Genomic DNA, 25,579 nt, shown 5'->3' with positions numbered 1-25,579 from the left:
GCGCCGGCCGCCGTAGAGGGCGCCGGGTTCTCCGCTTGTCCGCCGTCGCGGTGCGGCGTTACCGTGCGGCGGTGGATCTGTTCTCCCGTTCGTGGACGGCGTTGCGCACGGCGGTCGCCGAGACGCCGGACGAGGACTTCGATCGGCCCTCGGGCTGTACCGGCTGGCTCGTGCGGGACCTCGTGTGCCACCTGGTCATCGACGCCCAGGACGTCCTGATCACGTTGGTCACGCCCGCCGAGGGCACGCCGACCGTGGACTCGGTCACGTACTGGAACCTGGTCGAACCGCCGACCGGCCAGGACCCGCTCGACGCCTTGATCCCCCGGCTGGCCGCCGCATACGGCGAGCCGTGGTTGCTGAAGTTCCATCTGGACGACGTCGGTTCCGCGGCGGGGCGGGCCGCCGACCTCGCCGATCCCGCCGCCCGTGTCGGCACCCGCGGGGAGGTGCTGACCGCCGGGGACTACCTGTCGGCGTACGTGCTCGAATGGACCCTGCACCACCTCGATCTGATCGCGTGTCTGCCGTCGGCCGCCGAGCCGCCGGCCGAGACCCTCGCGGCGGCGCGCGCGGCGCTGGAGCGGATCGCCGGGCACCCGTTCCCCGCCTCGTTCTCCGACACGGACGCGTTGCTGGTCGGCACCGGACGCCGCGCGCCGGCCGACGTGGAGAAGGCCGCGCTGGGCGGTTTCGCGGCGAGGCTCCCGCTCATCCTCGGCTGACTGTGAGGATGTAGGTGAGCGCCTCCCGGTCAGGGTCTGGCCCATCGTCTGACCGACCTGGGCGTCGGCCGACGCCTGGCGTCGCGTCCACGCACCACTGACCAGGGCCGAAGGCCGGTCACTCCAGCGACGGCTCCGCGCGTACTCGAGCGCACGCGCCCCCGGTTCGACTCCTCAGGGCCCGGGGGCACGTGCGTTTCACGGGGTCACGTGTAGAGGAAGTAGTAGCGGTACCGGCCCTCCCACTGGCACGAATAGCCCTCCCACCAGCCCTGGGCGACACCGTAGTTTCCGATTCGCTGGCACTCCGAGTAGTCCCTGAAGGCGCCGACCAGCTTCTCGGCCTGCGCCGGGGTGGCGCCGATCGTTAACGACACTCCGAGGACCATGACGGCCGAGATGAGAACAGCGCGTACCTTTCGCATTCGTCCTCCTGCGACTGGGGAGATCATGACGGTGGACATTATCACTCAACTACGCGCCAGTGAGATTGTCACGTCGGCTCAGTGGCGGGAAGGACGTGAAACTTTCACGGGCCTTGTCGTGGAACGACACATGTTTCAGGGATGTTTACCGCCGGTAACGCCGGTGTGCCTCCGCAGTCGCCTGACTATCGGTGATTCCGGCCGCTGTCAATTCCGGGCCGGGCGGCCTTGAAAGACCCCGTGGGTACGTATCCGACTGCCTGTGCATGCCATGGATGATCTGAGACTCCAAACGCGCTTCGTGTCCGTAAAGCACGATTCACGCCGCGTTCCCTGTTCGACTGGGGCGATACGAAGAAAACTTTGACCGCCGTCACTTACGTGTCATATCGTCTCCCCGCCCATATCGATGTGAGCCGCAACCTCGAGCAGAACGTTGTTCTCGCAGGCGTTACGGTCGGCGTGCGAATCGCGGCCGTCCCGGCGCCGGAGGAGACACGGACGGCCACTGGAGAAGCGGCGATCATCCGACCAACCGGAGACGCACCTTGCAAGCTCGAATCGGCACGGCCACCATCATCGGCATGGCGATGACCATGCTGGCCGCCATCGGTGTGTCGGCGGTCTTCGCGCCGCCGGCCCACGCCACGCAGGTGATCACTGACATCTCTTACGCCCCCGCACAGCCGGCCGGCAGCAGGGGTCATCAGCTGGACCTTTATCTCCCGTCCACGGGTGTCGGCATCACGCCCCGGCCGCTGCTGATCTGGCACAGCGGCTCGGCGTGGTCGAGCGACGACGGCAAGACCGGCGCGGACGCGATCGCGGCCGTCTTCAATCCTCTCGGCTTCGCCGTGGCCGGCGTCAGCGTCCGGTCCAGCGGTCAGGCGATCTTCCCCGCCCAGGTGTACGACATCAAGGCGGCCATCCGCTGGCTGCGCGCGAACGCCGCCACGTACCAGATCGACCCCAATCGCATCGCGATCATGGGCGACTCCTCGGGCGGCTGGCTGACGGAGATGGCCACCCTGACCGGCGGCGTGACCTCGCTGGAGGGCACCATCGGCACGACCGGCGTCTCCAGCGCCGTTCAGACGGGACTCGCCTTCTACGGCCCGACCGACTTCCTGCAGATGAACGCGCAGAACCTGCCCACCGGCGGGCTGGACCACAACTCTCCCGCCTCCCCGGAGTCCCTCCTGGTTGGCTGCCCCATCCAGACCTGCCCGGCCGCGGTGGCCCAGGCCAGCCCGCTGACGTACGTCGACAGCAACGACCCGCCGCTGATGTTCCTGCACGGCCAGGCCGACTTCCTGGTGCCGCACGGGCAGAGCGTCCTTCTCTACAACAAGATCAAGTCCCAGTGCGGTGACGCGACGTTCGTCTCGGTGCCCGCGGCGGATCACATGATGTCCCAGGTCATGGACCCCGCGCAGTACGGCATGCAGACCGTCCGCACCACCACCGACTGCACCGAGACCGTCGGCACCGGCACGCTGAACCCCACCTGGGCCAACTTCGCGACCTTCCTGCGCGGCGGGCTCAAGATGGGCAACTCCTGCCAGGTCACCTACGCCAGAGGCGCTGGGAGCGGCACCTTCAACGGCAGCGTGACCATCAAGAACACCGGCACGACCCCCATCGACGGCTGGACCGTGACGTGGACCTGGCCGGGCAACCAGCAGATCACGAACGCCTGGAGCGCCACGGTGACCCAGTCCGGCACCCAGGTGACAGGACGCGACCTCGGTTACAACTCCTATATCGGCCCCGGCTCCAGCCAGAGCCTTGGCTTCACGGCGAGCTTCACCGGGACGAACGGCATTCCGGCCCAGTTCAAAGTCAACGACATCGTCTGCACGACAGTGGTCGTCTGAGACGACGCGCGCCGGGCCTGAGCCGAATGGCGACGGCCCGGCGTCGTTCTCGCGCCGTCCGGATTCCGGCTCCTTTTGCATTCGGGGAAACCGCGGCGTGGAGTGGAAAAGCGATTTCCAAATTGAAGCACGTTCCGTCGAGCCTCGATCACGCGCTGTCGCCGATCGGACCGGGGGCCTTCATATTGCTTCACCCGATGGCCGCCCCTATCCTTGCCCGTGACGGCTCGCCGGCTTATTTCACCTTTTCAGTGACCGGCCGGGAGTCTCTTGAAATCCCGGGACCCGAATGGACCGGGTAAGCCGCCTTCCCATGTCGAAGGCCGTTGTCCGGGATCGTCGATGAGTTAGGGGACGTGTGCGTACATCCAATATGTTCGTCAGGAGCCTCGGCGTCTATGTGCCTGACAGCGTGAGCGTCGAGCAGGCGGTTCGCGAGGGCTGGTACCCGGCCGAGGAGGCCGAGAAGTTCCAGCAGATCGGCGCGGCGGTGGCCGGCGACATGCCCGCGCCCGAGATGGCGCGGCTCGCGGTCCTGGACGCGTACGACCGCTGGGGCGGGTCCTCCCCGCGCGATCTCGACCTTCTGCTCTACCCCTCGGTCTGGCATCAGGGCCCGAACGGCTGGCAGCCCCAGCACTACCTGCAGATGCACCTCCTCGGCGGGAAGGTGCCGGCGTTCGAGATCCGGAGCGGCTGCGTAGGGATGATCAGCTCGCTCGAGCTGGCGGCGAGTTACCTGCAGGCCGACGCGGGCCGGGAGACGGCCGTGGTCGTCTCCTCGGACAACCACGGCACCCCGCTGGTGGACCGCTGGCGGATGACCCCCGGCGCGCTGATCGGCGACGCCGCGGCCGCGCTCATCCTCGGCAAGGAGTACGGCATGGCCGAGCTCCTGTCGGTGAACGCGACGGTGATCCCGGAGGCCGACGCGGTCAACGACGGCGCCTACCCCCTGTTCCCCCCGGACGCCACCGTCGGCAGGGGGCTGAGCTTCGGGGACCGGCACGAGGAATTCCGTCAGCGGCTGCTCCAGAAGCAGGGGACCGGGATCCACCTGACGATCCAGAAGACGATGATGCAGCAGGTCGAACAGACCTTGGACGAGGCCGGGATCGGGCTCGGCGACATCACGCGGGTGGCGTTCCCGCACGGCCGTCGCGAGGACCTGGACGGGCAGATGTCCTGGCTGGGCGTCGACGAGGATCAGACCACCTGGGACTACGGGCGGCGCGTCGGCCACTGCGGCGCGGTGGACCAGTTCATCGCCTTCGAGCATCTGATCGCGACCGGCGGGCTCGTAGCCGGCGATCACCTGCTCATGGTCGGGTTCGGCTCCGGAACCTCCGTCGCCGCGGCGGCGTTCAGGGTCCTTTCCGCCTCTCCCGTCACGAGAGGAGCACGCGCATGACCGAGATCACGCAGAGGTTGGTCGACTACATCCAGGAGAACCTCGTCCTGGAGGGCGACGACATCAAGGTCGACGAGACGACCCCGCTCCTCGTGTCGGGTCTCCTGGACTCCCTGCGGACGGCGCGCCTGCTGAACTTCCTCCGGAGGGACGTCGGCGTCCGGATCCCCGCCACGAAGCTCGACCCCGAGAACTTCAAGGACGTCCTGACCATCGTGGCGATGGTCAGAGAACTCGAATCCGTCTAGCGGGGCGAGGACAGAGTCATGCAGTTGGCGGACACGTACATCAGCGGAGTGGGAGCCTTCCTCCCGCGGACCGTCGTCAGCGTCGAGAAGGCCGTCGCCAAAGGCTGGTACCCGGCCGAAGAGGCCGAACTGCACAACCTGGCGGGGACGGCGGTGGCCGGTGACCTGCCGGCTCCGGAGATGGCCCTGCACGCGGCGCAGAGCGCGCTCAAGCGCAGCGGGCGGGCGCCTGCCGACCTCGATCTCCTCCTGTACGCCTCGACGTGGCATCAGGGGCCGGACGGCTGGCCTCCGCACTCCTACCTGCAGCGTCATCTCGTCGGCGGGGACGTACTGGCCACCGAGATCCGGCAGGGCTGCAACGGGATGTTCATCGCCCTGGAGCTCGCGGCCGGCTACCTGGGCGCCGCTCCCGGCCGGCAGGCCGCCCTGCTGGTCGCCTCCGACAACTACGGCACCCCGCTGATGGACCGGTGGCGGATGGGCACCGGCTACATCGGCGGGGACGCCGCCAGCGCGCTCGTGCTCACCAAGGAGGGGGGTTTCGCGCGCCTGATGTCGGTCTGCACGACGACGGTGGCCGAGGCCGAGGAACTGCACCGGGGCAGCGAACCCCTGTTCCCCCCGGGCGTCACGGTCGGGCGCCGGATCAGCTTCGCGGCCAGGAACGAGCAGTTCCGGCAGCAGGTCATGCCCAAGGGCGAGGCCACCGCGGCGCTGTTCAACATCCAGCGGGCCCTCATGGAGGTCGTCGAGCGCGCGCTGGAGGAGAGCGGGATCGAGGCCCGCGATCTCACCCGGGTGGCGTTCATGAACTACTCCGAAGAGATCGTCGAACAGCGCTGCATGGCCGTGCTCGACCTGTCCATGTCCCGCTCGACCTGGGACTACGGCCGCACCATCGGCCACTGCGGGGCCAGCGACCAGGTTCTTTCCCTCGACCACCTGCTCACGACCGGGCAACTGGGCCCCGGCGACCACATGCTGATGCTCGGCACCGGGCCGGGAGTGACCGTCTCCAGCGCCGTCATCAAGATCCTCGAAAACCCTCAATGGGCCGTAAATCGAAGGGAAATGAACGCAGATGGCCGCTAGTCCGCGCGGAGCCCTGATGGAACCAGTGGCGGTGATCGGGATCGGATGCCGTCTTCCCGGCGACGCCCACTCACCGGACGAGTTCTGGGACCTGTTGTGCGAGGGCCGGAACACGACCCGGCCGCTGCCCGCCGAGCGCTGGCGCCGGTACGAGAACCGGAGCCCCGAGTACGCCGCCGCGCTGCGCGACGCCGTGCGTCACGGCAGTTTCCTGAGCGACATCGAGGGCTTCGACGCGGAGTTCTTCGGCCTGTCGCCCCGCGAGGCCGAGCTGATGGACCCGCAGCAGCGGATCCTGATGGAGACCGCGTGGGAGGCCCTGGAGCACGCCGGCCTGCCGCCGCACGAGCTGGCCGGCACCGACGCCGGGGTGTTCATGGGGGTCTGCACCGCCGACTACGGGGGCCGCCTTCTGGAGGACCTGCCCCAGATCGAGGCGTGGACCGGGATCGGCGCCGCGACCTGCGCCGTCGCCAACCGCATCTCCTACTCCCTGGACCTGCGCGGGCCCAGCATGGCGATCGACACCGCTTGCTCGGCGTCGCTGGTCGCGCTGCACCTGGCCGCGCAGAGCCTGCGGCTCGGCGAGAGCGACGTCGCCCTCGCCGGCGGCGTCAACCTGCTGATCACCCCGGGCCAGACGCTCACGCTCGGCACGGCCGGAGCCCTGGCCCCCGACGGGCGGTCCAAGTCGTTCGACGCGTCGGCCGACGGCTACGGACGCGGCGAGGGCTGCGGCGTGGTCGTGCTCAAGCGGCTGTCCGACGCGCAGCGCGACGGCGACCGGATCCTCGCGCTCGTCATCGGCAGCGCCGTGAACCAGGACGGGCACACCAACGGCATCATGGCGCCGTGCGGGGAGGCCCAGGAACACGTGATGAACCGGGCCTGCCGGCAGGCGGGCGTCGCGCCGTCCACCGTCGACTACATCGAGGCGCACGGCACCGGCACCCGGCTGGGCGACCCGCTCGAGGCGGGGGCGCTCTCCTCGGTGTTCGGCGCGGGGCGGGCCCCCGGCGACCCGTGCCTCATCGGCTCGGTCAAGTCGAACATCGGCCACCTCGAAGGCGCCGCCGGCATCGCCGGCGTCATCAAGGCGGTGCTCGCCCTCCACCGCGGTGAGATCCCTCCGAGCGTGCTGAACGGCCTGAACCCGGCCATCCCGTGGGGGGACTCGGGCCTGCGCGTGGTGACCGAGAGGTCGGCCTGGCCGGAGCACGGCCACCCTCGCCGGGCCGGCGTCTCCAGCTTCGGGTACGGCGGCACGGTCGCGCACATCGTGCTCGAGCAGGCTCCTCCGGCACAGGAGGCGCCCCGGGGCGAGGGGACGGGGGAGCGGCTGTTCCCGCTGTCGGCCGTGTCGGAGAAGGCGCTGCGGCAGTACGCGGGCAAGCTCGCCGATCACCTCGGGAAAGGGCTCGACCTGGCGTCGGCGGGGCACACGCTGGCGCTCCGGCGTACCCATCTGGCCCGTCGTGCCGTCGTGATCGGGGCGGACGGGGATGAGCTGGCGGCCGGCCTGCGCAGGCTCGCGGACGACGTGCCGGCCGAGGCCGTCCTCACCGGGGACGTGCTGCCCGATCTCGGTCCCGGGCCGGTCTGGGTCTTCTCCGGGCAGGGGTGCCAGTGGCGCGGAATGGGCCGGGAGCTGCTCGCCGTGCCGGAGTTCGCGTCCCTGGTCGACGAGGTGGAGCCGATCTTCGCCGAGGAGATCGGCTTCTCTCCCCGGCAGGTCCTGGCCGACGGCGATCTCGACACGATCGACCGCGTGCAGACCATGATCTTCGTGATGCAGCTGGGCCTCGCCAGGCTCTGGAACGCGTACGGGGTCGCTCCGAAGGCCGTCATCGGCCACTCCGTCGGTGAGATCGCGGCGGCGGTGACGGCCGGCGCGATGACCGTCGCCGACGGCGCCCGCCTGATCTGCCGCCGCTCCCGGCTGCTGCGCAAGGCCGAGGGCAAGGGGGCCATGGTGATGGTCGACCTGTCCTTCGAGGAGGCGGCCGGCAGGCTGGCCGGCCGTACCGACCTGGTGGCGGCGATCTCGTCGGCGCCCGGCTCCACCGTGCTGTCCGGCGACGCCGCCGCGGTCGAGGAGGTGGTGAACGAGTGGCCGGCCGAAGGCATCGTGGTGCGGCGGGTGGCGTCGGACGTCGCCTTCCACAGCCCGCACATGGATCCCCTGGCCGTCGAACTCGCCGCCGCCACCGCCGATCTGTCGTTCGGCGCCCCCCGCATCCCCATGTACACGACCGCGCTGGAGGACCCCCGGTCGACGCCCGTCCTGGACGGCGCGTACTGGGCGGCGAACCTCCGGGAGCCCGTGCGGCTGGCCGCGGCGACGACGGCCGCGGCGCAGGACGGCTACCGCGTCTTCCTGGAGATCTCCCCCCACCCCGTGGTCGCGCACTCCGTCACCGAGACGCTCTCGGAGAACGGGTTCGAGGACGTGTTCGTCGGCACGTCACTGCGCCGCAACCAGCCGGAGCCGCAGACCTTCCTCATCGCGGTGGGCACGGCGCACTGTCACGGCGTCGATGTGGACTGGAGCCGGCTGCAGCCGTCCGGCGGCCTGGCCGATCTGCCGCCGTACGCCTGGCAGCACCGCCGCCACTGGCGGGAGTCCTACATCGAGGACGGCAACCCAGGGCACGACGTGCACTCCCACACCCTGCTCGGAGCCGGGACCGGCATCGCCGGCAGCCGAACCAGGGTGTGGCGGACCGGCTTGGAGGACGCCAACCGGCCCTACCCGGGCAGCCACGCCCTCAACGGGGTCGAGATCGTGCCCGCCGCCGTGCTGGTCAACACCTTCCTGCACGCGGTCGAGGACGAGGACGTCACGCTCACCGGCGTGCAGATGATGCATCCGCTGATGACCGCGCAGCGCAGGCAGATCCAGGTCGTGCACGAGCCTCCGGCGATACGGCTCGCGGCCCGTACGCCGGGCGGCCCCGGCGAGCCCGAACCCGCCTGGCTGGTGCACGTCACCGCGGACGTGGCCGCTCCGGGACAGGTGAAGCCCGACGTGCTGCCGGACGCCGGCGCTCTGTCCCCGATCGACCCGGGTTTCGTGCACAAGCGGCTGGCCGGCGTCGGTGTGCCCTCGACGGGCTTCGACTGGACGATCGAGACGCTGCTGAGCGGAGACGGCGTGCTGCGGGCCACGGTCCGCACCGAGGAATCGGGGAGCTGGGCCTCCGCTCTGGACGCGGCGATGTCCGTGGCGCCCTGCGTGTTCCCCGGCGACCCGGTGCTGCGCATGGTCGTGCACATCGACGAGGTGGTGCTGACCGGCACGCCGCCCCCGACGGTGATCATCGACGCGGCGGTGGACCCGGCCGCCGACGACACCGTGCGGGCGCTGCTGGCCGACGTGGACGGCCGGGTGGTGGGACATCTCGCGGGGCTCCGCTATCCGGTGATCGACGCGCCCACCCCGGACGAGGAGGATCTCGGGCAGCCCGCGGAGTCGTTCGCCGGCCTGGCGCCCGAGGTCCTGCACGAGCGCGTCCTGCCCGAGGTCCGCGCGGAGATAGCGGCCGTGATGAGGCTGGACCCTGAGGACCTGGCGACTCGGCGTCCCCTCGTCGAGCAGGGGCTGGACTCGGTGATGACCGTTATGGTCCGGCGGCGCCTGGAGAAGCGCTTCGGCTGCCGTCTCCCCGCGACCCTGCTGTGGCAGCAGCCCACCATCTCCGCGATCGCGGATCACCTGGTGGAGCTCGTCTCGACTTCGGGACGGGACGCGGCGGCGGAGACCGTTCCCGAGAGCATGCCCGCGATCGGAGGCTGAGGCCGCAGGCCGGGCGGCCCGAGGGGCGATCCCCTCAGGCCGTCCGGCGGTCGTCGGCGGCTCTCGCCGTCAGGCGTCCCGCGAGCGGTAGACGAGTAAGTCCTTGTTCGGCGGAGTTGATCGGCCGGGGCGGCACGTAGCCTTTCCTCAACATCACCCAGTCTGAGGAAGGGCTCGATGGCCGACGCCTCCCTCTCCCGACGAAGCGCCGGAAGCGAACCGGCGCTCGTGGTACCCGGTGCCGCTTCGCTGACCGTCCAGGTCCTCGGTCCCTTGCGGGTGTGGCGTGACGGTGTCGAGGTCGACACCGGCCCGCGGCAGCAGACCTACCTGCTGGCCCTGTTGCTGATGCGCGCGGGTAGACCGGTCAGCTCGTCTGAGCTCATCGACCTCGTCTGGGACGACAGCATGCCGACGTCGGCGTTGAACATCGTGCACAAATACGTCGGGACGTTGCGGCGGCTGCTCGAACCGGACCTGCCCGCTCGTGCTCCCGGCTCCTACCTGCACCGCCGTGGCAGCGGCTACCAGTTCGACGACAGCCGCGTGGCCCTCGACCTGAGTGAATTCCGCCGGCTCCTCGGTCTCGCCCGCGGCGCAGTGGACGCTCACCGGTTCGAGGAGGGAATCGACGCTTACGAAGCGGCTCTGTCGCTGTGGCGAGGGTCGGCGGGTGACGGGCTGGCCCTCAACGCCGCCGCCGGCCCTTTGTTCGCCTCCGTCAACCGCGAGTTGCTCGACGCCTGCGTCGAGGCCGCTCGCGCCGGCGTGCCTCGCGGTCATGCCAAACGCATCTTGCAACCGCTGCGTCTCGCCGCGTGGATGGCCCCCTTCGACGAGATCGTTCAGGCGACGCTCATGACCACCCTGGCGGCGTCGGGACAGCGGGTGGAGGCTTTGTCCGTGTTCGACACGGTGCGGGCACGGCTGGCCGACGAGCTGGGCATCGATCCCGGCCCGGCGCTTCGTGAGGCGCACCGGCAGGTTCTTCAGCAGCCCGAGGCCGTCTCTACACCCCGCGCCCCCGGCCCTTCCCCGAAAGCCGCGTCCAGGTCCACGTCCGGCGCGCACTCTCCGAACAAGCGGTCCGATCGTCTCGTGGGCCGGCAGGAGGAACTCGCCCTCCTCCGCCATGCCGTCGGCTCGGCCGCCTTCGGCCGGGCGCGGATCGTCCTGGTCGAGGGTCCACCCGGAGTCGGCAAGAGCCGGCTGCTCACCGAGGTCACCGGCGAGGCCGCCGCGAACGGCGCCCTCACCTTCTGGGGCCGATGCCACGAGGGAGAAGGCGCCCCGTCGATGTGGCCCTGGGTCCAGATCGTCGAGGCCCTGATCGCGGCGCTGCCGCAGGAGGACCGGGCACGTTGGACCGCCGAACTCGGCGACCTGCTGCGGCACCCCGCACGCGATGCCGAAGTCTTGGCGCGGCCGGACGCCAAAGCGCAGTTCCGCCTGTACAGCAGCGTCGTCGCGCTGTTCGGCGCGGCGGCCGCGCGCCGGCCCGTGGTCGTGGTCGTGGACGACCTGCACTGGGCGGACCAGGCCTCGCTTGCGCTGTTCGCGCACCTGGCCGCGTCGCTTCCGGACCGGAGCGTGTTGATGGGTACCTTGCGCGGCCATGCGCCGACGCCCAGCCAACACGTGCGGCGCATGCTGGCGACAATCGCGCGCCAGGAGCGTCACCGGCGTGTCGTTCTCGGTCCTCTCGGCCCGTCTGATGTCGCCGAGCTGGTCCGCCAGGAGACCGGGCGGTCTCCGAGTCCCGGCGTCGCGCGGAACATCCAGGCCCGCACCGAGGGCAATCCCCTGTTCGTGCGTGAGCTCGCGAGGTTCCTGGCAGAGGAGGGCCACCTGTCCGACCAGGCGGCAGCCCAGGCGGCCGTCCCGGCCACGGTGCGCGACATCGTCCGCGACCGGATGAGCAGGCTCGACGACGGGGAGCGCCGCCTCCTCGAGATCGCGGCCCTGATGGGCCGCGACATCGACGCCGGCCTGCTGGCGGGCGCGTCCGGCCTCGAGGTGTCGCAGTGCCTGGCTCGCCTGGAGGCCCTTGAAGCGCTCGGCCTGGTCGAGGTGGCCTCCGGCTCCCCGGGTGACTGGCGGTTCGTGCACGATCTCGTCCGCGAGTCGGTGGCCCGCTCGACGTCGCGATCGAATGCGGGCCATTTCCATCTGGCCATCGCGGCCGCGCTCGCGCGGATCCAGGAACCGGCCGAGCGTCATGGTGAGGCACTGGCCCACCACCTGTGCGCGGCGGGCCCGCTCGCCGAGCCGGAGCAGACGGCGCGGGCACTCATCGTCGCGGCCCGCATCGCGGCAAGACGGTCTGCCTACGAGGCTGCGGAAAAGCACCTCGGCACCGCGACCCGGATCGCACGCGGCGCCGGACTCCCCGGTCTTGAGCTGGCCGCGCTGACTGAGCTGACCGCCGTCGCGGGTATCCACGCCGGCTTCGTCGGAGCCACCCTGGACCATCTGGACCGCGCCGAGCAGGTCGCCCGGTCGCTCGGCCGGGAGCGGGAGGCCACCGGCTTCCTGTTCTCCCGGTTCCTGGCCCACTCCCAGGGCATCCAGCTCGACGCCGCCGGTCGTCTCGCGCGCCGGCTGCTTGATCATGGCCGGCGCTCCTCCGACCCTGTCGTGCGGGCTTCCGGCCATCACGCGTGGGGAGTCCACCAGTGGAGTTCGGGCAACGTCGGTGAGGCCTGCCGGAACCTGAGCCGGTCCGATTCGCTGATCCGTGCCGAGCGAGACGCCGAGCCGCTGCGGCACCGGCTGCAGATGATGACGCCGGTCATGCTGGCGCTGAACACCGCGCTGCACGGCGACCTGGTCGCCGCGCGCCGGCTTTTCGACGTGGTGGAGTTCGACGCCGGCGACGACCCCTATGCCATCAGCATCTGGGGCTCATTCGCCGTCACCGCGGCGGCCGCCGCGGGAGACTTCGCCTGGGCGCTGCGGGCGGCAGAGACGGCGATCGACGCCGATCCGGACTTCTCCTTCACCTTCTCCGGCAGCTACCCGCGGCTGGCGCGGCACTGGGCGAAGGCCATGCCCGGCGGTGACCCGGTCACCTCGGCCATGGAGATGGAGCGCATCATCGAGGCCACGCTGGTCGACCCCCCTCGGTCGAACCTGGCCACCTGGTACGCGCTACTGGCCGAGGTCCGGCTTCGCGCCGGCGATGTCCCCGCCGCCATGACCGCACTGGACAAGGCCGAGACGTTCATCGACACCTACGGCGAACGGTATGCGGAGGGCTTGGTCCTCCTCATCCGCGCGAAGGCACTCCGCGCCGGCGGCGAGGTCCAGTCCGCCGTGCGCACCGCCCACCGAGCGCTCACCCTCTCGCAGGAACGCGAAGCCCACCTGTTCGCAGCGCGCGCCAGCAGCTTGCTCGCCGAACTCCCCGGCAGCGGTGAAGACGACGTTCTGGGCCTGCACGCGGATCACGGCTAGACCGGCGCGTCGCGGAGCCCGTGTGCAGCCGGGGCGGCGACTTCAGACGACGGCGGGTCGCGACCGGCCCTACCGCGTCGACTCGATGAAGCCGTTGACGATCGAGGCGAGCCTGGGGCCCTGGTCCTCCTGGACGAAGTGGCCCGCGTCGGCGATGGTGGTGTGCGGCCGGCCCTGGGCGCCCGGAATGCGCTCGCGCAACCACTGGTCGGGAGAGGGGACGGCGTAGCCCGGGTCTTCGGTGTTCGGCGCCTGCGGCAGCAGGATCACGTGGTCGCTGAACGCGCACAGGAACGGTACGGACAGCGTTTGCAGCACGGCCCACGCGTTGCGGTTGGGAACGGTGGCCTCGTCCCAGGCGGTGATGGGCACCAGGAGGGGGAACTGGCGGGCGCCCTGCCGATAAGTCTCGTCCGGGAACGGCGCGTCGTATCCGGCCTTCACCGCCGGGGTGAGCTCGCTGATCGTGCCCGCCTCGATGACGGATCCGGCGTCGAACGGATCGGCCCGCTGACTGTACTGAGTCCACGCGTGAAAGGCCCGGCCGACGTCCTGGTCCCCGGTCGGGAGATAGGTGTTGGTCGCCACCACGCGGCGGAACCGGCCGGGATGTTCGGCCAGCAGACGCAGCCCCAGCAGGCCACCCCAGTCGTGACACACCATGGTCACGTCGACCAGGCCGAGCCTGTCGAAAATCGCTTCGCGCAGCCAGTCCACATGACGCTGGTAGGTATACGCGAAACGGGACGCGGGTTTGTCGGAGCGGCCGAAGCCGACCAGGTCGGGGGCGATGCAGCGATGCCCGGCGGCCACGAGCGGCGGGATCACGTGCCGGTACAGGTAACTCCAGGACGGTTCCCCGTGAAGAAGCAGGATCGTCTCCCCGGACGGCTTCACCGCGCCGGCCGGCCGCTCGTCGACGTAATGCATCCGCAGCCGGTCACCGGTGCCGTCGCCGGCGTCGACATGCACGTAGTGCGGCTCGAACGGGTAGTCGGCCAGGTTCCGGAATCGGGACTCCGGCGTACGCAGCACCTTCATGCGGGGGGCCGGCGCCGATCGCCGCTTCCCGTCACGCTCCGGGGGTGGAAACCGGAGCAGACCGCTCGCCGCGGCGGCGGTCCCGGCGCCGAGCATGTGGCGGCGGGTCAGGAAGGCCGGCGCGGGAGCGTCGTCACGGTCGTCTGAGCTGTTCGCGGTCATCGTGTTCCTCGCTGTCTCGGCCGATCCGTCGTCGGCCGGGTGGTCACGGCAGGAAGTGAGGTGGACGGGTTCGAGGTCGATCGACCATCAACCTGAACACATATGTTCAGGTTCTGACCCTACCATCAAATCGAACATCTGCGTTCAACTTAGCGCCACGATCTCTCGGCGATGCGGCGGCCTGGAGGCTTCGCCAGTCAAACCCGAACGCCAGTGTACGAGTTAGATGCTAGCCTGGAATCCGAACATGCTTGTTCAGGTTAATCGCCGCGAAAGGGAGATCTTCGATGCGAAACATCGTCAACACCGAGCAGGGCGTGGCATGGAACGGCTATGACGGCGTTCACTGGGCCGACAACGCCGAACGCTGGAACACCGTGGTCGGCGAGATCAATGAGGAGCTGTTCGCCGCCGCCGCGATCGAGGCGGGCGCCCGCGTGCTCGATATCGGGTGTGGCGCGGGGCAGACGACCCGGCTGGCCGCCCGCAAGGCCGAGGACGGCCACGCGACGGGGATCGACCTGTCGGCGCCGATGCTCGCGCGGGCGCGTGCCACCGCGATCGAGCAGGGCATCGTCAACGTGCTGTTCGAGCAGGGCGACGCCCAGGTCCACCCCTTCCCCGCGGGCGAGTTCGACGTCGCCATCAGCCGGGGCGGAGTCATGTTCTTCAACGATCCGGTCGCCGCGTTCGCCAACATCGGCTGTGCGCTGCGCCCAGGGGGCCGCCTTGCTTTCGTCTGCCCGCAGGAGATGGCCGCCAACGAATGGTTCGTCGTCCAGATGTCGGCCCTGCTCGGGCACGAACCCCGGCCTGCGGCGGGTGCCCGCGGCATGTTCTCGCTGGCCGACCCGGAACGCATCCACGATGTGCTCACCGAGGCCGGCTTCGGTGACGTCACAGCGGAGCCGGCCGTCACGCGCATGGTCTACGGCAGTGACGCCGCCGACGCCGCCGAGTTCTACCTCAGCACCGGACCCGTCCGGTTTCATCTGCGGGAGGCCGGTCAGTCCGACGTCGATCAGGCGCGCGAGCGGGTGACCGCCGCGCTGCGGCCCTACGAGAGGGGCGGCGTCGTCGGGTTGCGTGCCAGTTGGTGGGTGGTGAACGCCACCAAGCGCTGAAGGAGGCGCGTGGGCGACGGCAAGACCGTCCATGCGCTCGCTGTGAGCTGTATCACCCATCAATCCGAACGGCCATGTACGACTTAGTGCTAGAGTAAAACTCGAACATGGTTGTTCGGGTTAATTGGAGGTCCTGCCGCGCCGCGATCGGCGTCGACACACTCCACCGCGACCATCCTCGCGACATAAGTCTTCCTACCTGTAAGGAGGTGAATCGCCATGACCTCGATCCGCAAGGGCTGGTTTCCCAGGTAGACAGGCATGACCCAGGAAGTCGATCTCAATCCGATTCGGTCACGAGATCGTCGTGCCGGGTCCGGGGGGCTTGATGCCCCGGCAGTCATGCCGCCCCTCGGACCCGGCTTCGACGCCCGCGCGGGCACCTGCTGTGACCGTTATGACAGGGAAAAGCGAATCTCCGCATGGCAGAACCCTCTTCCTCCACGACCGAATCGCAGGACGTCTCAGCGGCCTCACGAAGCCGAGCACGCGGCAAAGCCGGATACGGTGCCGTGTTCGGAGTCGGAGAATTCCGGGCGATCTTCACGGCCCATGTCCTCTCCATGCTGGGAGGCGTCTTCGCCGACGCCTCGCTGGCCGTGCTGGTGTTCCAGCGGACCGGTTCGGCGCCGCTGACGGCGCTCGTCTTCGCCCTCGGCTTCCTGCCCTACGCTCTCAGCGGGATCCTGCTCTCGGGTGTCGCCGACCGATACCCCGCCCGCCGGGTGCTGGTGGCCTGCGACCTGCTCTCGGCCGGCTGTGTGGCGTTGATGACCGTTCCGGTGACCCCGCTCGCGGTGTTGTTCGTCCTCCGCTTCGCCCTCTCGATGATGTCGCCGTTGTTCACCGGCACCCGGGCGGCGAGCCTGGCAGACATCCTGCCGGAGGACTTGTACGTCCTGGGCCGCTCGCTGGTGCGGATGGTCTCGCAGGGGTCGCAGATCGTCGGCTACGGACTTGGCGGACTGGCCCTGGTATGGCTGTCACCCCGCGCCGCGCTTCACGTGACCGTCGGCACCTTTCTCTGTTCCGCGCTGCTCCTGCGCCTGGGCACCCGCGACCGCCCGGCCCGGGCGTCGGGGCGCGAGGCGATGATGCGCGCTTCTCTCGCCTCCGCCCGGCGGTTGCTCGGCGTCCCCCGGATCCGCTCGCTGCTGCTGATGTGGTGGATCCCGCCGATGTTCTTCATCGTGGCCGAAGGAACCGCCGCGCCTTTCGCCGACGCCGCGGGTGCGGGCTCGGCGGGGTTCGGGCTGCTCATGGCCGCGATGCCCGCGGGGACGGCGGTGGGCGAGGTGCTGGCCGGCACCCTGCTCGGGGCGGCCGGCCGCGAGCGGATCGCACTGCCGCTCGCAGCGGGGTCCATGCTGCCGATGGCCGCGTTCGCCGTCCATCCGCCGTTGCCGCTCGCGGTCGCACTCCTGTCGCTCACAGGGCTGTGCGGCGCCTACACGCTCGGCATGGACCAGTGGTTCGTGCAAGCGGTGCCCGCGGAGGCGCGGGGCAGCGCCATGTCCCTGCTGGGTGCCGGGCTCATGACCCTCCAGGGGCTCGGCGTGGCCGCCGGCGGCGCCATCGCCGCGTTGATTCCTCCATACGCGGTGATCTGCGGAGCCGGCACGGCCGGGACGGCCTGCGTGTTCGTCATCCTGCGATCGGTGCGCGCGACGCGGACGACGGCGCCCGCCACGGACGCGGAGACGTAGACGCGAGACCACGGCCGATCTGGATCTCGGCTCCTCCAACTCCTCGACTACGCGTCGACATGGTGGCTGGGGGACTGGCTGATCCATGGGCAGGAGGGTGTTTCCCGACCGCTACCCTCAGGCCGTCGCGAAGACGTCGTTATCGCCGGCTGGATGAGGCGGAGCGCGGCGGCTGGTCCCGCAACGAGCTCAGTCAGGCCGGCGGTGGCCCGTGGGTGCCCGCGCCGGAGACGACCTGGCCGTCGCGGAAGGTCAGAACCTCGGCCGACAGCTGACCGGTCTGATGCCGGAAGTTGATCACGATGGTGTCGACGCCGGCGTACACACCCGGCGGGCGGCCGGGTGGGACGCGCAGGTCGCGGACGACCGCGGTGCGGCGGAGGTCGAACGGGCTCTCCCAGGTGCCGCGACAACGGGCCCGGCGGTCTTGACGCGCCGTGGATCGTGTCTCACGACCCCGCGGAGATATCCGAGCGCACGAAGATCCTTCCGGCTACTGCGCCGGAGATCAGTTGGCGGCATCATTGGCTCATGGCCGAACGGGTGCTGCCGGATGTCCGCTCTCACACTTCGCCCGCCGCCGCACAGGACCTCCACGCACATCCCCAGCCGCCGTCGCGGCTCGCCGCCGCCGTGAAGCGGCCGGGCGGACGTCGAGATGGTGAGCCGCGCCCACGGACGACCGGGGCCGTGGCCGTCCTCACGGCCCGCGGACCGCGCGAGAGCCACCGGTAAACATGGCCGAGGGCGTGTGGTTCGGGGTGCTGGGGCCGCTCCGCGCCGAGGTGGACGGCCGTCCCGCGCGGCTGGGCGGGCCTCGTCAGCAAGCCGTGCTGGCGCTGCTGCTGATAGCGGAGAGCAGGACCGTCTCCGCGGAGCGGATCCTCTCCGAGGTGTGGGACGGCTCCCGCCCGCCCTCGATGACGACCCTCCACGGGTACGTCGGGGACCTGCGCAGGGCGCTGGAGCCGGAACGGGCGCCCGGCGATCCGGCCAGGCTGCTGGTGCGCGAGGGGTCCGGATACGCCCTGCGCGTCGCCCCCGCGGCGGTCGACGCCGGGCACTTCGCGGATCTGGCCGCTCGGGGCCGGAGGGCGCTGGAGGGCGGCGAACCGGAACGGGCCACAGAGCTACTCGGGCAGGCGCTGGCGCTCTGGCGGGGCCCGGCCTACGCGGACTTCGCCGGGGCCGCGTTCGCGGCGCCCGACGCGACCCGGCTGGAGGACCTGCGGGCCACGGTGCGTGAGGACCGGCTCGCCGCCGTCATCGCGTCGGGGCGGCACGCCGCCGCCGTGGGTGAGCTGGAGGCGCTGGTCGCCGAGCAGCCGCTCCGGGAGCGCGGCTGGGAACTGCTGGTCCTCGCCCTGTACCGGTCGGGGCGGCAGGCCGAGGCCCTCGCCGCGCTCCGCAGGGTGCGCAGACGGCTCGCCGACGAGCTCGGCATCGACCCTGGACGCGGCCTGCGCGAACTGGAGGCCGCCGTGCTCGCCCAGGAACCGGCACTCGCTCAAGGGGCGCGGCCCGCCCAGGAACCGGCACTCGCGCAAGAACCGGCGCTCGCCCGGGAAACGGTGGCCGCCACGGCACCGGCGGGCCCCTCCCGCGTGCTCTCCCGCCACCCCGCGGCCCCGGCGCCACCCGTGGGCAATCTGCCGTTCGCGCTGTCCAGCTTCGTCGGCCGTGGCGGCGATCTCGCGGCTGTCGCCGAACTGCTGGAGGGGCACCGGCTCGTCACGCTCACCGGCCCAGGCGGGGTCGGCAAGACCCGCCTGGCCCTGGAGGTGGCGCGCGCCCGCACCGACGCCGACGGGCCGTGGCTCGTCGAGCTGGCGGGGCTGCGCGCACCCGGACTGCTCACCGCCACCATCGCCGCCACCCTGGGCCTGCCCGCCGCGTCGTCCCCCGGCCGGCTGGCCGGGATGCTCGCCGGCCGCGACCCGCTGATCGTCCTGGACAACTGCGAGCACCTGCTGGCCCCGGCCGCCATGCTGGTCCACACCCTGCTGACCCGGTGCGGCGCCGTACGGATCCTCTGCACCAGCCGCGAACCCCTGGACATCACCGGTGAGGCGGTCCACGAAGTGCCGCCGCTGCACGCCGCGACGGAGGCCGCGGAACTCTTCCTCCGTCGCGCGGCCACCCAGGCCGGCTGGACGCCGGGGCCGGACGACAGGGAGAGGATCGCCGCCCTGTGCGCGGGGCTGGACGGGATCCCGCTGGCCATCGAGCTCGCCGCCGCGCAGTGCCGGACGCTGTCCGTCGGCCAGATCGCCGATGCGCTGGAGGACCGCTTCACTCTGCTGGTGGGCGGTCCGGCCGGACGGCCGGACCGCCATCGGACCCTGCTGGACACGGTCGCCTGGAGCGACCAGCTGCTGCGACCGGCGGAACGCCGGCTTTTCCACCGGCTCGGCGTGCTCGGCGCCGGCTTCGACCTCGAGGCGGCCGCCGCCGTCGGGGGAGTGACTCCCGTCCTGGCCCCGCTGTCGGCGCTGGTCCGCAAGTCGCTGGTAACCGCAGAGCCGGGCACGGCGCCGCGCCGCTACCGGATGCTGGAGACACTGCGCCAGTACGCCGTGGGCTCGCTCTCCCCGGAGGAGCTGGCCGCAGCCCGGGAACGCCATCGCGCCTGGGCCCTGTCCCGCGCGGAAAGCGCCGAACGCCACATCCGCGGCCCTCAGGGGGTGGCGTTGCTGGACGGCCTGAGCCGCGACCAGCCGGAGTTCCGGGCCGCGTTCGCGTCCGCTTTGGAGGTGGGGGACGGCGAATACGCGCTGCGGCTCGCCGGGGCGCTCTTCTGGTTCTGGTTCCGCCGGGGTCACGTCGCGGAGGGACTGGCCTGGCTGTCCCAGGCTTTCGCGGCCGCCCCCAGGGCCGGCGCGGGTGTCCGGGCGCGTGCCCGGTTCGCCGTCGCGGGACTGCGCTACGTCGCCGGACAGCCCGCGCAGGCTCACGAGGAGGCCCGTACGGCCGTCGAGGAGGCCCGCGAGGCCGGGGACCCGGTGACAGAGGCGAGCGCGACCGCCTACGCCGGCTACCTCGGCCTGCTCGCCGGGGAGGCGGTCGACGCCGCGGCCCTCGCCGGCACGGCCGTCGAGATCGCACGGCGCACCGCCCAGGTCTGGCTGGAGGCGGAGACCCTCATGATCCAGGGCATGGTACTCCGGGTCCTGGGCGACCTGCCGGGCGCCGACGCGGTCTTCCGGGAGGCGATCGCCGCCGCCCACGCCAGCGGCCACGACTGGGTGGCGGACGGGGCCGCCTGGTGCGACATGAAGACCGCCTCGGACCGCGGTGACGGGCCCCGGGCGCTGGCCGTCGCGGGGGACATCCTGGCCGCGATGGACCGGTACGGAGACATCTCCTTCTGGCTGGTGACGGTGCACAGCGCGGCCCGAGCGCTCACGCTGACCGGGCAGGCCGAGGAGGCCGCCCTGCTGATGGGCGCGGTCGAGGCCATCGGCCGGCGGGCCGGCGTCTCCCCGGAGCTGATGGACCCGCTGGACGGGCCGCGTGAGGCGGCCGCCGTACGCGGGGCACTGCCGCCGGACGAGTACGAACGTCATGCGGCACGCGGGCGCGCGCTGTCCCAGGAGGACGCGAGCGCCCTGCTCACGAACCTGATCGACGGTCACCGGCTCCCGCGATAGCGGCCCACCCGTCCGCCGGCGCGGCCTAAATAGACCGTTCCAAGCCGGTTCCAAGCGACCGCCAAGCGGCCGCGCACATTCTCGTCTCGTGAACGCGGCGCCGCGCACTCAGGGCGGCCGGACAACGAGGTGAACCATGATCGAGCGAATGACCCGGGTGAGGACACCATGACGGACACCGGCCGCCCTCCCACCGGGCACGCCGTCGTCCTCGGAGCGGGCGTCGGCGGGCTGCTGGCGGCCCGGGTGCTCAGCGAGACGTTCGGCCGGGTCACGGTGATCGACCGTGACGCGCTGCCCGAGCAGGGAGTCCCGCGGCGCGGCGTGCCGCAGGGCCATCACGCCCACGGGATGCTCTCCCGGGGCTGCGAGATCCTCGACGACCTGTTCCCCCGTCTGACCGACGACCTGATCGCCACCGGCGCCGTCCCCTGCGACGTCCAGAACGACGTCCGCTGGTACAACGACGGCCGGCGGCTGCGGTCGGCGCCGTCGCCGCTGCGTGGCCTGATGATGAGCCGCCCGTACCTGGAAGGCACGCTGCGGGCCCGGGTGGCGGCCCTTCCGGGCGTCGTGATCCACGGGCGCTGCGAGGCGGTCGAGCCGATCGCCGGCGTGGACGGAACGGTCACCGGAGTGCGCCTGCTGCGGCAGGGGCACGAGAACCCCGAGGACATGGCGGCGGACCTCGTGGTGAACGCCACGGGCCGCGGCAACCGGGGCGCGGAGTGGCTGCGCCGCCTGGGGTGCGAGCCCCCGGCGGAGGACCGCGTCGACTCCGGGCTGGTGTACGTCTCGCGCGAGTATCGCCGCCGGCCGGGCGACGCCGACGCCGTCGCCCTCATCGTGGGGCACAGCGCGTCGGTCCCGAGGGGCGGGGTCGCGCTCAGCGCGGAGGGGGACCGCTGGCTCGTCACGCTGTACGGCATGGGCGACGACGTCCCGCCGGTCGACCCGGACGGGTACCACCGGTTCGCGGCCCGTCTGCCGGTCCCGGACCTGCACGACCTCCTGCTGCGCCTGGAACCGCTCGGGGCTCCGCGGCTGATGCGCATCCCGGTGGCCGTCCGCCGCCGTTACGAAAGGCTGGGCCGCTTCCCCGAGGGCTACCTGGTCTTCGGTGACGCCCTATGCCAGTTCAACCCCACGTACGGGCAGGGCATGACGGTGGCGGCCTGCGAGGCCGTCGCCCTGCGCGACTGCCTGACCGACGGCGGGCGGCACGGCCTGGCCCGCCGCTTCTTCGAGCGTGCCGCCCGGATCATCGACGTGCCGTGGGACATGTCCGCCGGGGGCGATCTCCGGTTCCCCTCCGTCGAAGGCCCGCGCACCCTGCGCGTGAAGCTGCTGAACGGCTACATCTCCCGCGTCCACCTGGCCGCGGAGAAGGACCCGGTGGTCGGGCGCGCCTTCCTGAGCGTCGCCAACCTGCAGACCCCTCCGCAGCACCTGTTCTCGCCGGGAGTCATCGCACGCGTGCTCCGTCCGCGCGCCGGCGGCGCTCAGGACACCCCTCTGCTCACCGCCCGGGAAGAGATCCCGGCCGGTCACTGACCACTCCCGGCCCATCCCGGGCCGGGAGCCGCAACCCGAGAAAGCGGTCCGGAGAGGACCGCGGGAGAAAGGCGATTTTATGATCAAGCACATCACCGGCATCACTCTGGCGAGCGCGGCCGTACTGGGCGGCCTGGCCGTCGCGGGCCCGGCCTCCGCGCAGACGGCCACCGCGGGCAACGCGGTCTGGGTCGACCCCGGCGCCACCAGGTCGTTCCTGGCCATGTGCCCTTCGTACGCGCCCACGATGCTGACCGGCACGATCGTCGTCACCGCCGGTCCCGGGGTGTCGGTCACCACCAGCCTGGACACCGACTCCGACGCGTTCAGCCGCGACAAGCTCACGGTGACGGCCACGAATGGCAGCGCCGTCCGCGTCTACGTCACGGCCAAGGCCTCCTGCACCAGCTGACCGTCCTCATCGCCCCATCCCTGCCGACGTGGAACCGGGGGAGGCCGACGTCCGCGCGGGCCGGGCGCACGTGATCTCCAACATCGGGCGTCCGGCGACGGCGTCGTGAACACGGCGCGAGTCCTTCCGGTCGGTCAAGGCAGAAATTCGACGTAACCGTCGCTTCCGTGCACCCGGATCCGCTGCCCATCGGGAATCAGCCGGGTGGCGTCCACCACACTGACGACAGCCGGCAGGCCGTACTCCCGTGCGATCACCGCGCCGTGTGTCATCAATCCACCGACCTCCGTCACCAGGCCTGCGATGGCGACGAAGAGGGGCGTCCAGCTCGGGTCGGTGTGAGATGTGACGAGGATGTCACCCGGTTCGAGATCGGCCTGGGCCATGTCCAGGATGACGCGGGCGCGCCCTTCGACGGTCCCGGCGGAGACCGCCAGGCCGATCAGGGCGCCGGCCGGCACGTCGTCGCGCCGGTACGCCCCGGTGATGACCTCGCCGTCCGAGGTCATCACCCGGGGCGGCGTGAGCGCGTGGTACGACCGGAACGCGTCCTTGCGCCGCTGGATCAGCTTGTCGTCCACCTGGTTCGAGCGCACGGCGTCGTGGAACTCCTGGAACGTGAGGTAGAAGACGTCCTCCTTCTCGGGGAGCACGTCGGCCCGCACGAGCCGCCCGGCCTCTTCCAGCAAGGCCTGCTTGTAGACGAAGTAGCGGCTGATGATGCCGTACTTCGGGTACTCCCGGTAGCCGGTGAAGGTCCGGACCCGGTCGATCATCCGCCTGGTCTCGTCGGCCTTCTGCTCCCCGTCCGGCAGTGCCCGCAGGCGTTCGAGCACCTCCTGCGCCTTCTTCAGCGCCTTCTGCCGTCCCTGCTCGAAGCGCCGCTCGGCGGCGCCCGGCTCGAAGTTCCTGACGTTGTCGAGGATCACGGGCACGAGCGTGGCGGGGCGTTCGCGCCAGCGCGGCCTCGTGATGTCGATCTCGCCGACGCAGCGCATGCCGTACCGGTCGAGGTAGGCCTCGATGGCGTCGCGGGCCTCGGTCCCGCCCGCGAGCTTCGGCAGCTCGTCGAGGAAGCCGTCGTCCTCGACGCCCTTGAGGAACGCCACCACCTCCGGATGCGGGCGGATCACGTCCGCGACGTCGAGCAGTGCCAGCCCCATCTCCGACGTGACGTTGCCGGGGGCGGACAGCGTGAGGATGTCGGCCGCGTTCTGCTCACCGAGCCATTCCCGCAGCCGGTCGTTGAGCCACCAGGTGGCCTCCATCCCCGCCATGATCGCCTGCATGCTCAACGGATCACTGAGGACCCGCTTGTGCTCCTGGAAGGACTCCAGCAGGAAGCCGAACAGCGCCGGTCCGGTCTTCGCCCGGATGTCGCGCCGCAGGGCGGCGATGGACGCCTGGCTGCGCTCGATCAGCTCGGTGACGATGGCCGGATCGGTCGCGATCGGGTCGGGCGCGCCGCCTGCCGGCGGCCCGCCGGGACCGCCGTCCGGGGGCGTCAGAACGAAGTCGTGGCGCTCGAAGAGGGTCTCCAGCGCGTCCTTGGTCAGCGGATCGGACCTTCCCGCCATCTCCAGGAAGGCGGTACGGCCGGCGGGCGAGGCCAGCATCCGGGTGGCGTCGACGAACAGCCTCCCGCCGGCCTCGTGCATCGGCGCCATGGCCGTCAGCTGCCACATGGAGAGCCCCAGTGGCTTCATCGGGTCGGTCATCATCTGCTGATGACCGACGGAGAGATAGACGTGGTTCTCCCCGTCGCGGGCCGCGGGGATGGGGAACAGCGTGGTGATCGGCCGGCTCTGCACGATCTGGAAGTCATCGCCGGCCAGGCACCATTCGATGTCCTGCGGGCGGCCGAAATGCGCCTCGATCCGCCGTCCGAGCCGCACGAGCCGCACGACCTGCGCGTCCGTCAGCGCCGGCTGCTCCTGCCGCCGCGGGTCGATCGCGACTTCCCGCGTCCCGCCGGCCGGCAGGGCCTCAAGGGCACGCTGTTTGACGGCGACCGCCTTGGCGACGACCTCGCCGTCGCGCACCTTGAAGACGTCCGGGTTCACCAGGCCGGAGACCAGGGCCTCGCCGAGGCCGAAGCCGGCGTCCACGGTGGCGACCTTCCGGTTGCCCGTGACGGGGTCGGCCGTGAACAGGATGCCGGACGCATCCGGGAGGACCATCCGCTGCACGACCACGGCCATGTGGACCTTCCGGTGGTCGAAGCCGTTCCGAAGGCGGTAGGTCACGGCCCTCTCGGTGAACAGCGACGCCCAGCACCGGCTGACGTGCCGGAGGATCGCCGCCGGCCCCACGACGTTCAGGTACGTGTCCTGCTGGCCCGCGAAGGAGGCCGTCGGCGTGTCCTCCGCCGTCGCGCTGGACCGCACGGCGCAGGCGGCTCGCTCGCCGAGCCGGGCGAGCGCGCGGGTGATCGCCCCCGCCAGATCGCCCGGGACGGCGATCTCTTCGATGGTCCGGCGGATCTCCGCGCTGAGCGTGCCGATCGCCTCCCGGTCATCCGGGTTCAGGCGCGACAGCCGATCGAGCCGGTCGTCGATCGACGGCGCTTCCGCCATGATCCGCCGGAAGGCGGCCGTCGTCACGCAGAACCCAGCCGGCACGCGGACGCCTTCGACGCGCGACAGCCCCCCCAGGTGCGCGGCCTTGCCGCCGGCGACGGCGACCTGTGTCTCGTCGATCTCCTCAAGATCCAGCACGTACTGCCCGGTCATCGCGACACCTCCCAGGCAGCGCTGCTCAGCAGCGGTGCGAGGTCGCCGCGTCCCCCGTACATCGACAACACACCCACGTCGTGCTCCCCATTTCCGCATCGGTGCCGTGTCCGGCCGCCGATTCTGCGGCACGACCCGGGTCTTGCCGCAAGCCCCCCTGTGCGC

Annotated in this window: 16 protein-coding genes; 12 read left to right on the top strand and 4 right to left on the bottom strand. The window is 71.1% G+C overall.

What is annotated here, in order from left to right; translation table 11 throughout:
• Window positions 1–71 precede the first annotated feature (71 nt).
• Window positions 72–725, top strand: a complete 654-nt coding sequence (locus AB0B72_RS24950) for a maleylpyruvate isomerase N-terminal domain-containing protein (protein WP_367741346.1) — start codon at window positions 72–74, stop codon at window positions 723–725.
• A 206-nt stretch (window positions 726–931) separates the two neighbouring features.
• Here the strand turns inward: AB0B72_RS24950 and AB0B72_RS24945 are convergent, their stop codons facing one another.
• A complete protein-coding gene (locus tag AB0B72_RS24945; RefSeq protein WP_367741345.1) occupies window positions 932–1,150 on the bottom strand; it encodes a hypothetical protein in 219 nt (72 codons plus the stop codon).
• Between the two features lie 548 nt (window positions 1,151–1,698).
• Here AB0B72_RS24945 and AB0B72_RS24940 point away from each other — a divergent pair.
• The 6 genes from AB0B72_RS24940 to AB0B72_RS24915 all read left to right on the top strand — a co-directional run bounded on the left by AB0B72_RS24940 (window position 1,699) and on the right by AB0B72_RS24915 (window position 13,033).
• Window positions 1,699–3,027 (top strand): cellulose binding domain-containing protein, encoded by a 1,329-nt coding sequence (locus AB0B72_RS24940; protein ID WP_367741344.1) that lies wholly within the window; start codon window positions 1,699–1,701, stop codon window positions 3,025–3,027.
• 358 nt (window positions 3,028–3,385) lie between these two features.
• Window positions 3,386–4,438, top strand: coding sequence for a ketoacyl-ACP synthase III family protein (locus AB0B72_RS24935; protein WP_367741343.1), 1,053 nt, complete (start codon window positions 3,386–3,388; stop codon window positions 4,436–4,438).
• The gene (locus AB0B72_RS24930; protein ID WP_367741342.1) at window positions 4,435–4,686 is read left to right on the top strand and encodes an acyl carrier protein; all 252 of its coding nucleotides are present in this window, start codon (window positions 4,435–4,437) and stop codon (window positions 4,684–4,686) included. Before AB0B72_RS24935 ends, AB0B72_RS24930 begins: the two co-directional genes overlap by 4 nt.
• An 18-nt stretch (window positions 4,687–4,704) precedes the next feature.
• On the top strand, window positions 4,705–5,781 hold the full coding sequence (locus AB0B72_RS24925) for a ketoacyl-ACP synthase III family protein (RefSeq protein WP_367741341.1): 1,077 nt from the start codon (window positions 4,705–4,707) through the stop codon (window positions 5,779–5,781).
• Window positions 5,782–5,797: 16 nt separating this feature from the next.
• Window positions 5,798–9,577 (top strand): type I polyketide synthase, encoded by a 3,780-nt coding sequence (locus AB0B72_RS24920; RefSeq protein ID WP_367741340.1) that lies wholly within the window; start codon window positions 5,798–5,800, stop codon window positions 9,575–9,577.
• Between the two features lie 177 nt (window positions 9,578–9,754).
• Window positions 9,755–13,033, top strand: coding sequence for an AAA family ATPase (locus AB0B72_RS24915; RefSeq protein WP_367741339.1), 3,279 nt, complete (start codon window positions 9,755–9,757; stop codon window positions 13,031–13,033).
• Window positions 13,034–13,102: 69 nt separating this feature from the next.
• On the opposite strand, the gene AB0B72_RS24910 is transcribed toward AB0B72_RS24915, so the two are convergent.
• Window positions 13,103–14,236 (bottom strand): haloalkane dehalogenase, encoded by a 1,134-nt coding sequence (locus tag AB0B72_RS24910; RefSeq protein ID WP_367741338.1) that lies wholly within the window; start codon window positions 14,234–14,236, stop codon window positions 13,103–13,105.
• Between the two features lie 287 nt (window positions 14,237–14,523).
• On the opposite strand from AB0B72_RS24910, the gene AB0B72_RS24905 reads away from it, so the two are divergent.
• Both AB0B72_RS24905 and AB0B72_RS24900 read left to right on the top strand, forming a co-directional pair.
• Window positions 14,524–15,360: a class I SAM-dependent methyltransferase gene (locus tag AB0B72_RS24905; protein ID WP_367741337.1), complete on the top strand. Its 837-nt coding sequence runs from the start codon at window positions 14,524–14,526 to the stop codon at window positions 15,358–15,360.
• Window positions 15,361–15,872: 512 nt separating this feature from the next.
• Window positions 15,873–17,066 (top strand): MFS transporter, encoded by a 1,194-nt coding sequence (locus tag AB0B72_RS24900; RefSeq protein ID WP_367741336.1) that lies wholly within the window; start codon window positions 15,873–15,875, stop codon window positions 17,064–17,066.
• 193 nt (window positions 17,067–17,259) lie between these two features.
• On the opposite strand, the gene AB0B72_RS24895 is transcribed toward AB0B72_RS24900, so the two are convergent.
• Window positions 17,260–17,391 (bottom strand): hypothetical protein, encoded by a 132-nt coding sequence (locus tag AB0B72_RS24895; RefSeq protein WP_367741335.1) that lies wholly within the window; start codon window positions 17,389–17,391, stop codon window positions 17,260–17,262.
• A 412-nt stretch (window positions 17,392–17,803) separates the two neighbouring features.
• Between AB0B72_RS24895 and AB0B72_RS24890 the strand changes: the two genes are divergently transcribed.
• From AB0B72_RS24890 to AB0B72_RS24880, 3 genes are all read left to right on the top strand, one after another.
• Window positions 17,804–20,716 (top strand): BTAD domain-containing putative transcriptional regulator, encoded by a 2,913-nt coding sequence (locus AB0B72_RS24890; protein WP_367741333.1) that lies wholly within the window; start codon window positions 17,804–17,806, stop codon window positions 20,714–20,716.
• 168 nt (window positions 20,717–20,884) lie between these two features.
• Window positions 20,885–22,270 (top strand): NAD(P)/FAD-dependent oxidoreductase, encoded by a 1,386-nt coding sequence (locus AB0B72_RS24885; RefSeq protein ID WP_367741331.1) that lies wholly within the window; start codon window positions 20,885–20,887, stop codon window positions 22,268–22,270.
• Window positions 22,271–22,349: 79 nt separating this feature from the next.
• Window positions 22,350–22,682, top strand: a complete 333-nt coding sequence (locus AB0B72_RS24880; protein ID WP_367741330.1) for a hypothetical protein — start codon at window positions 22,350–22,352, stop codon at window positions 22,680–22,682.
• 134 nt (window positions 22,683–22,816) lie between these two features.
• Here AB0B72_RS24880 and rph read toward each other — a convergent pair whose 3' ends face one another.
• Window positions 22,817–25,414, bottom strand: a complete 2,598-nt coding sequence (rph, locus tag AB0B72_RS24875) for a rifamycin-inactivating phosphotransferase (RefSeq protein WP_367741329.1) — start codon at window positions 25,412–25,414, stop codon at window positions 22,817–22,819.
• Window positions 25,415–25,579 lie beyond the last annotated feature (165 nt).

This window comes from Microbispora sp. NPDC049125 (assembly GCF_040802045.1).
GTDB lineage: Bacteria > Actinomycetota > Actinomycetes > Streptosporangiales > Streptosporangiaceae > Microbispora.
Note: the sequence above shows the minus strand (reverse complement) of the source record. Positions and strands in the feature narration are given on the sequence as shown.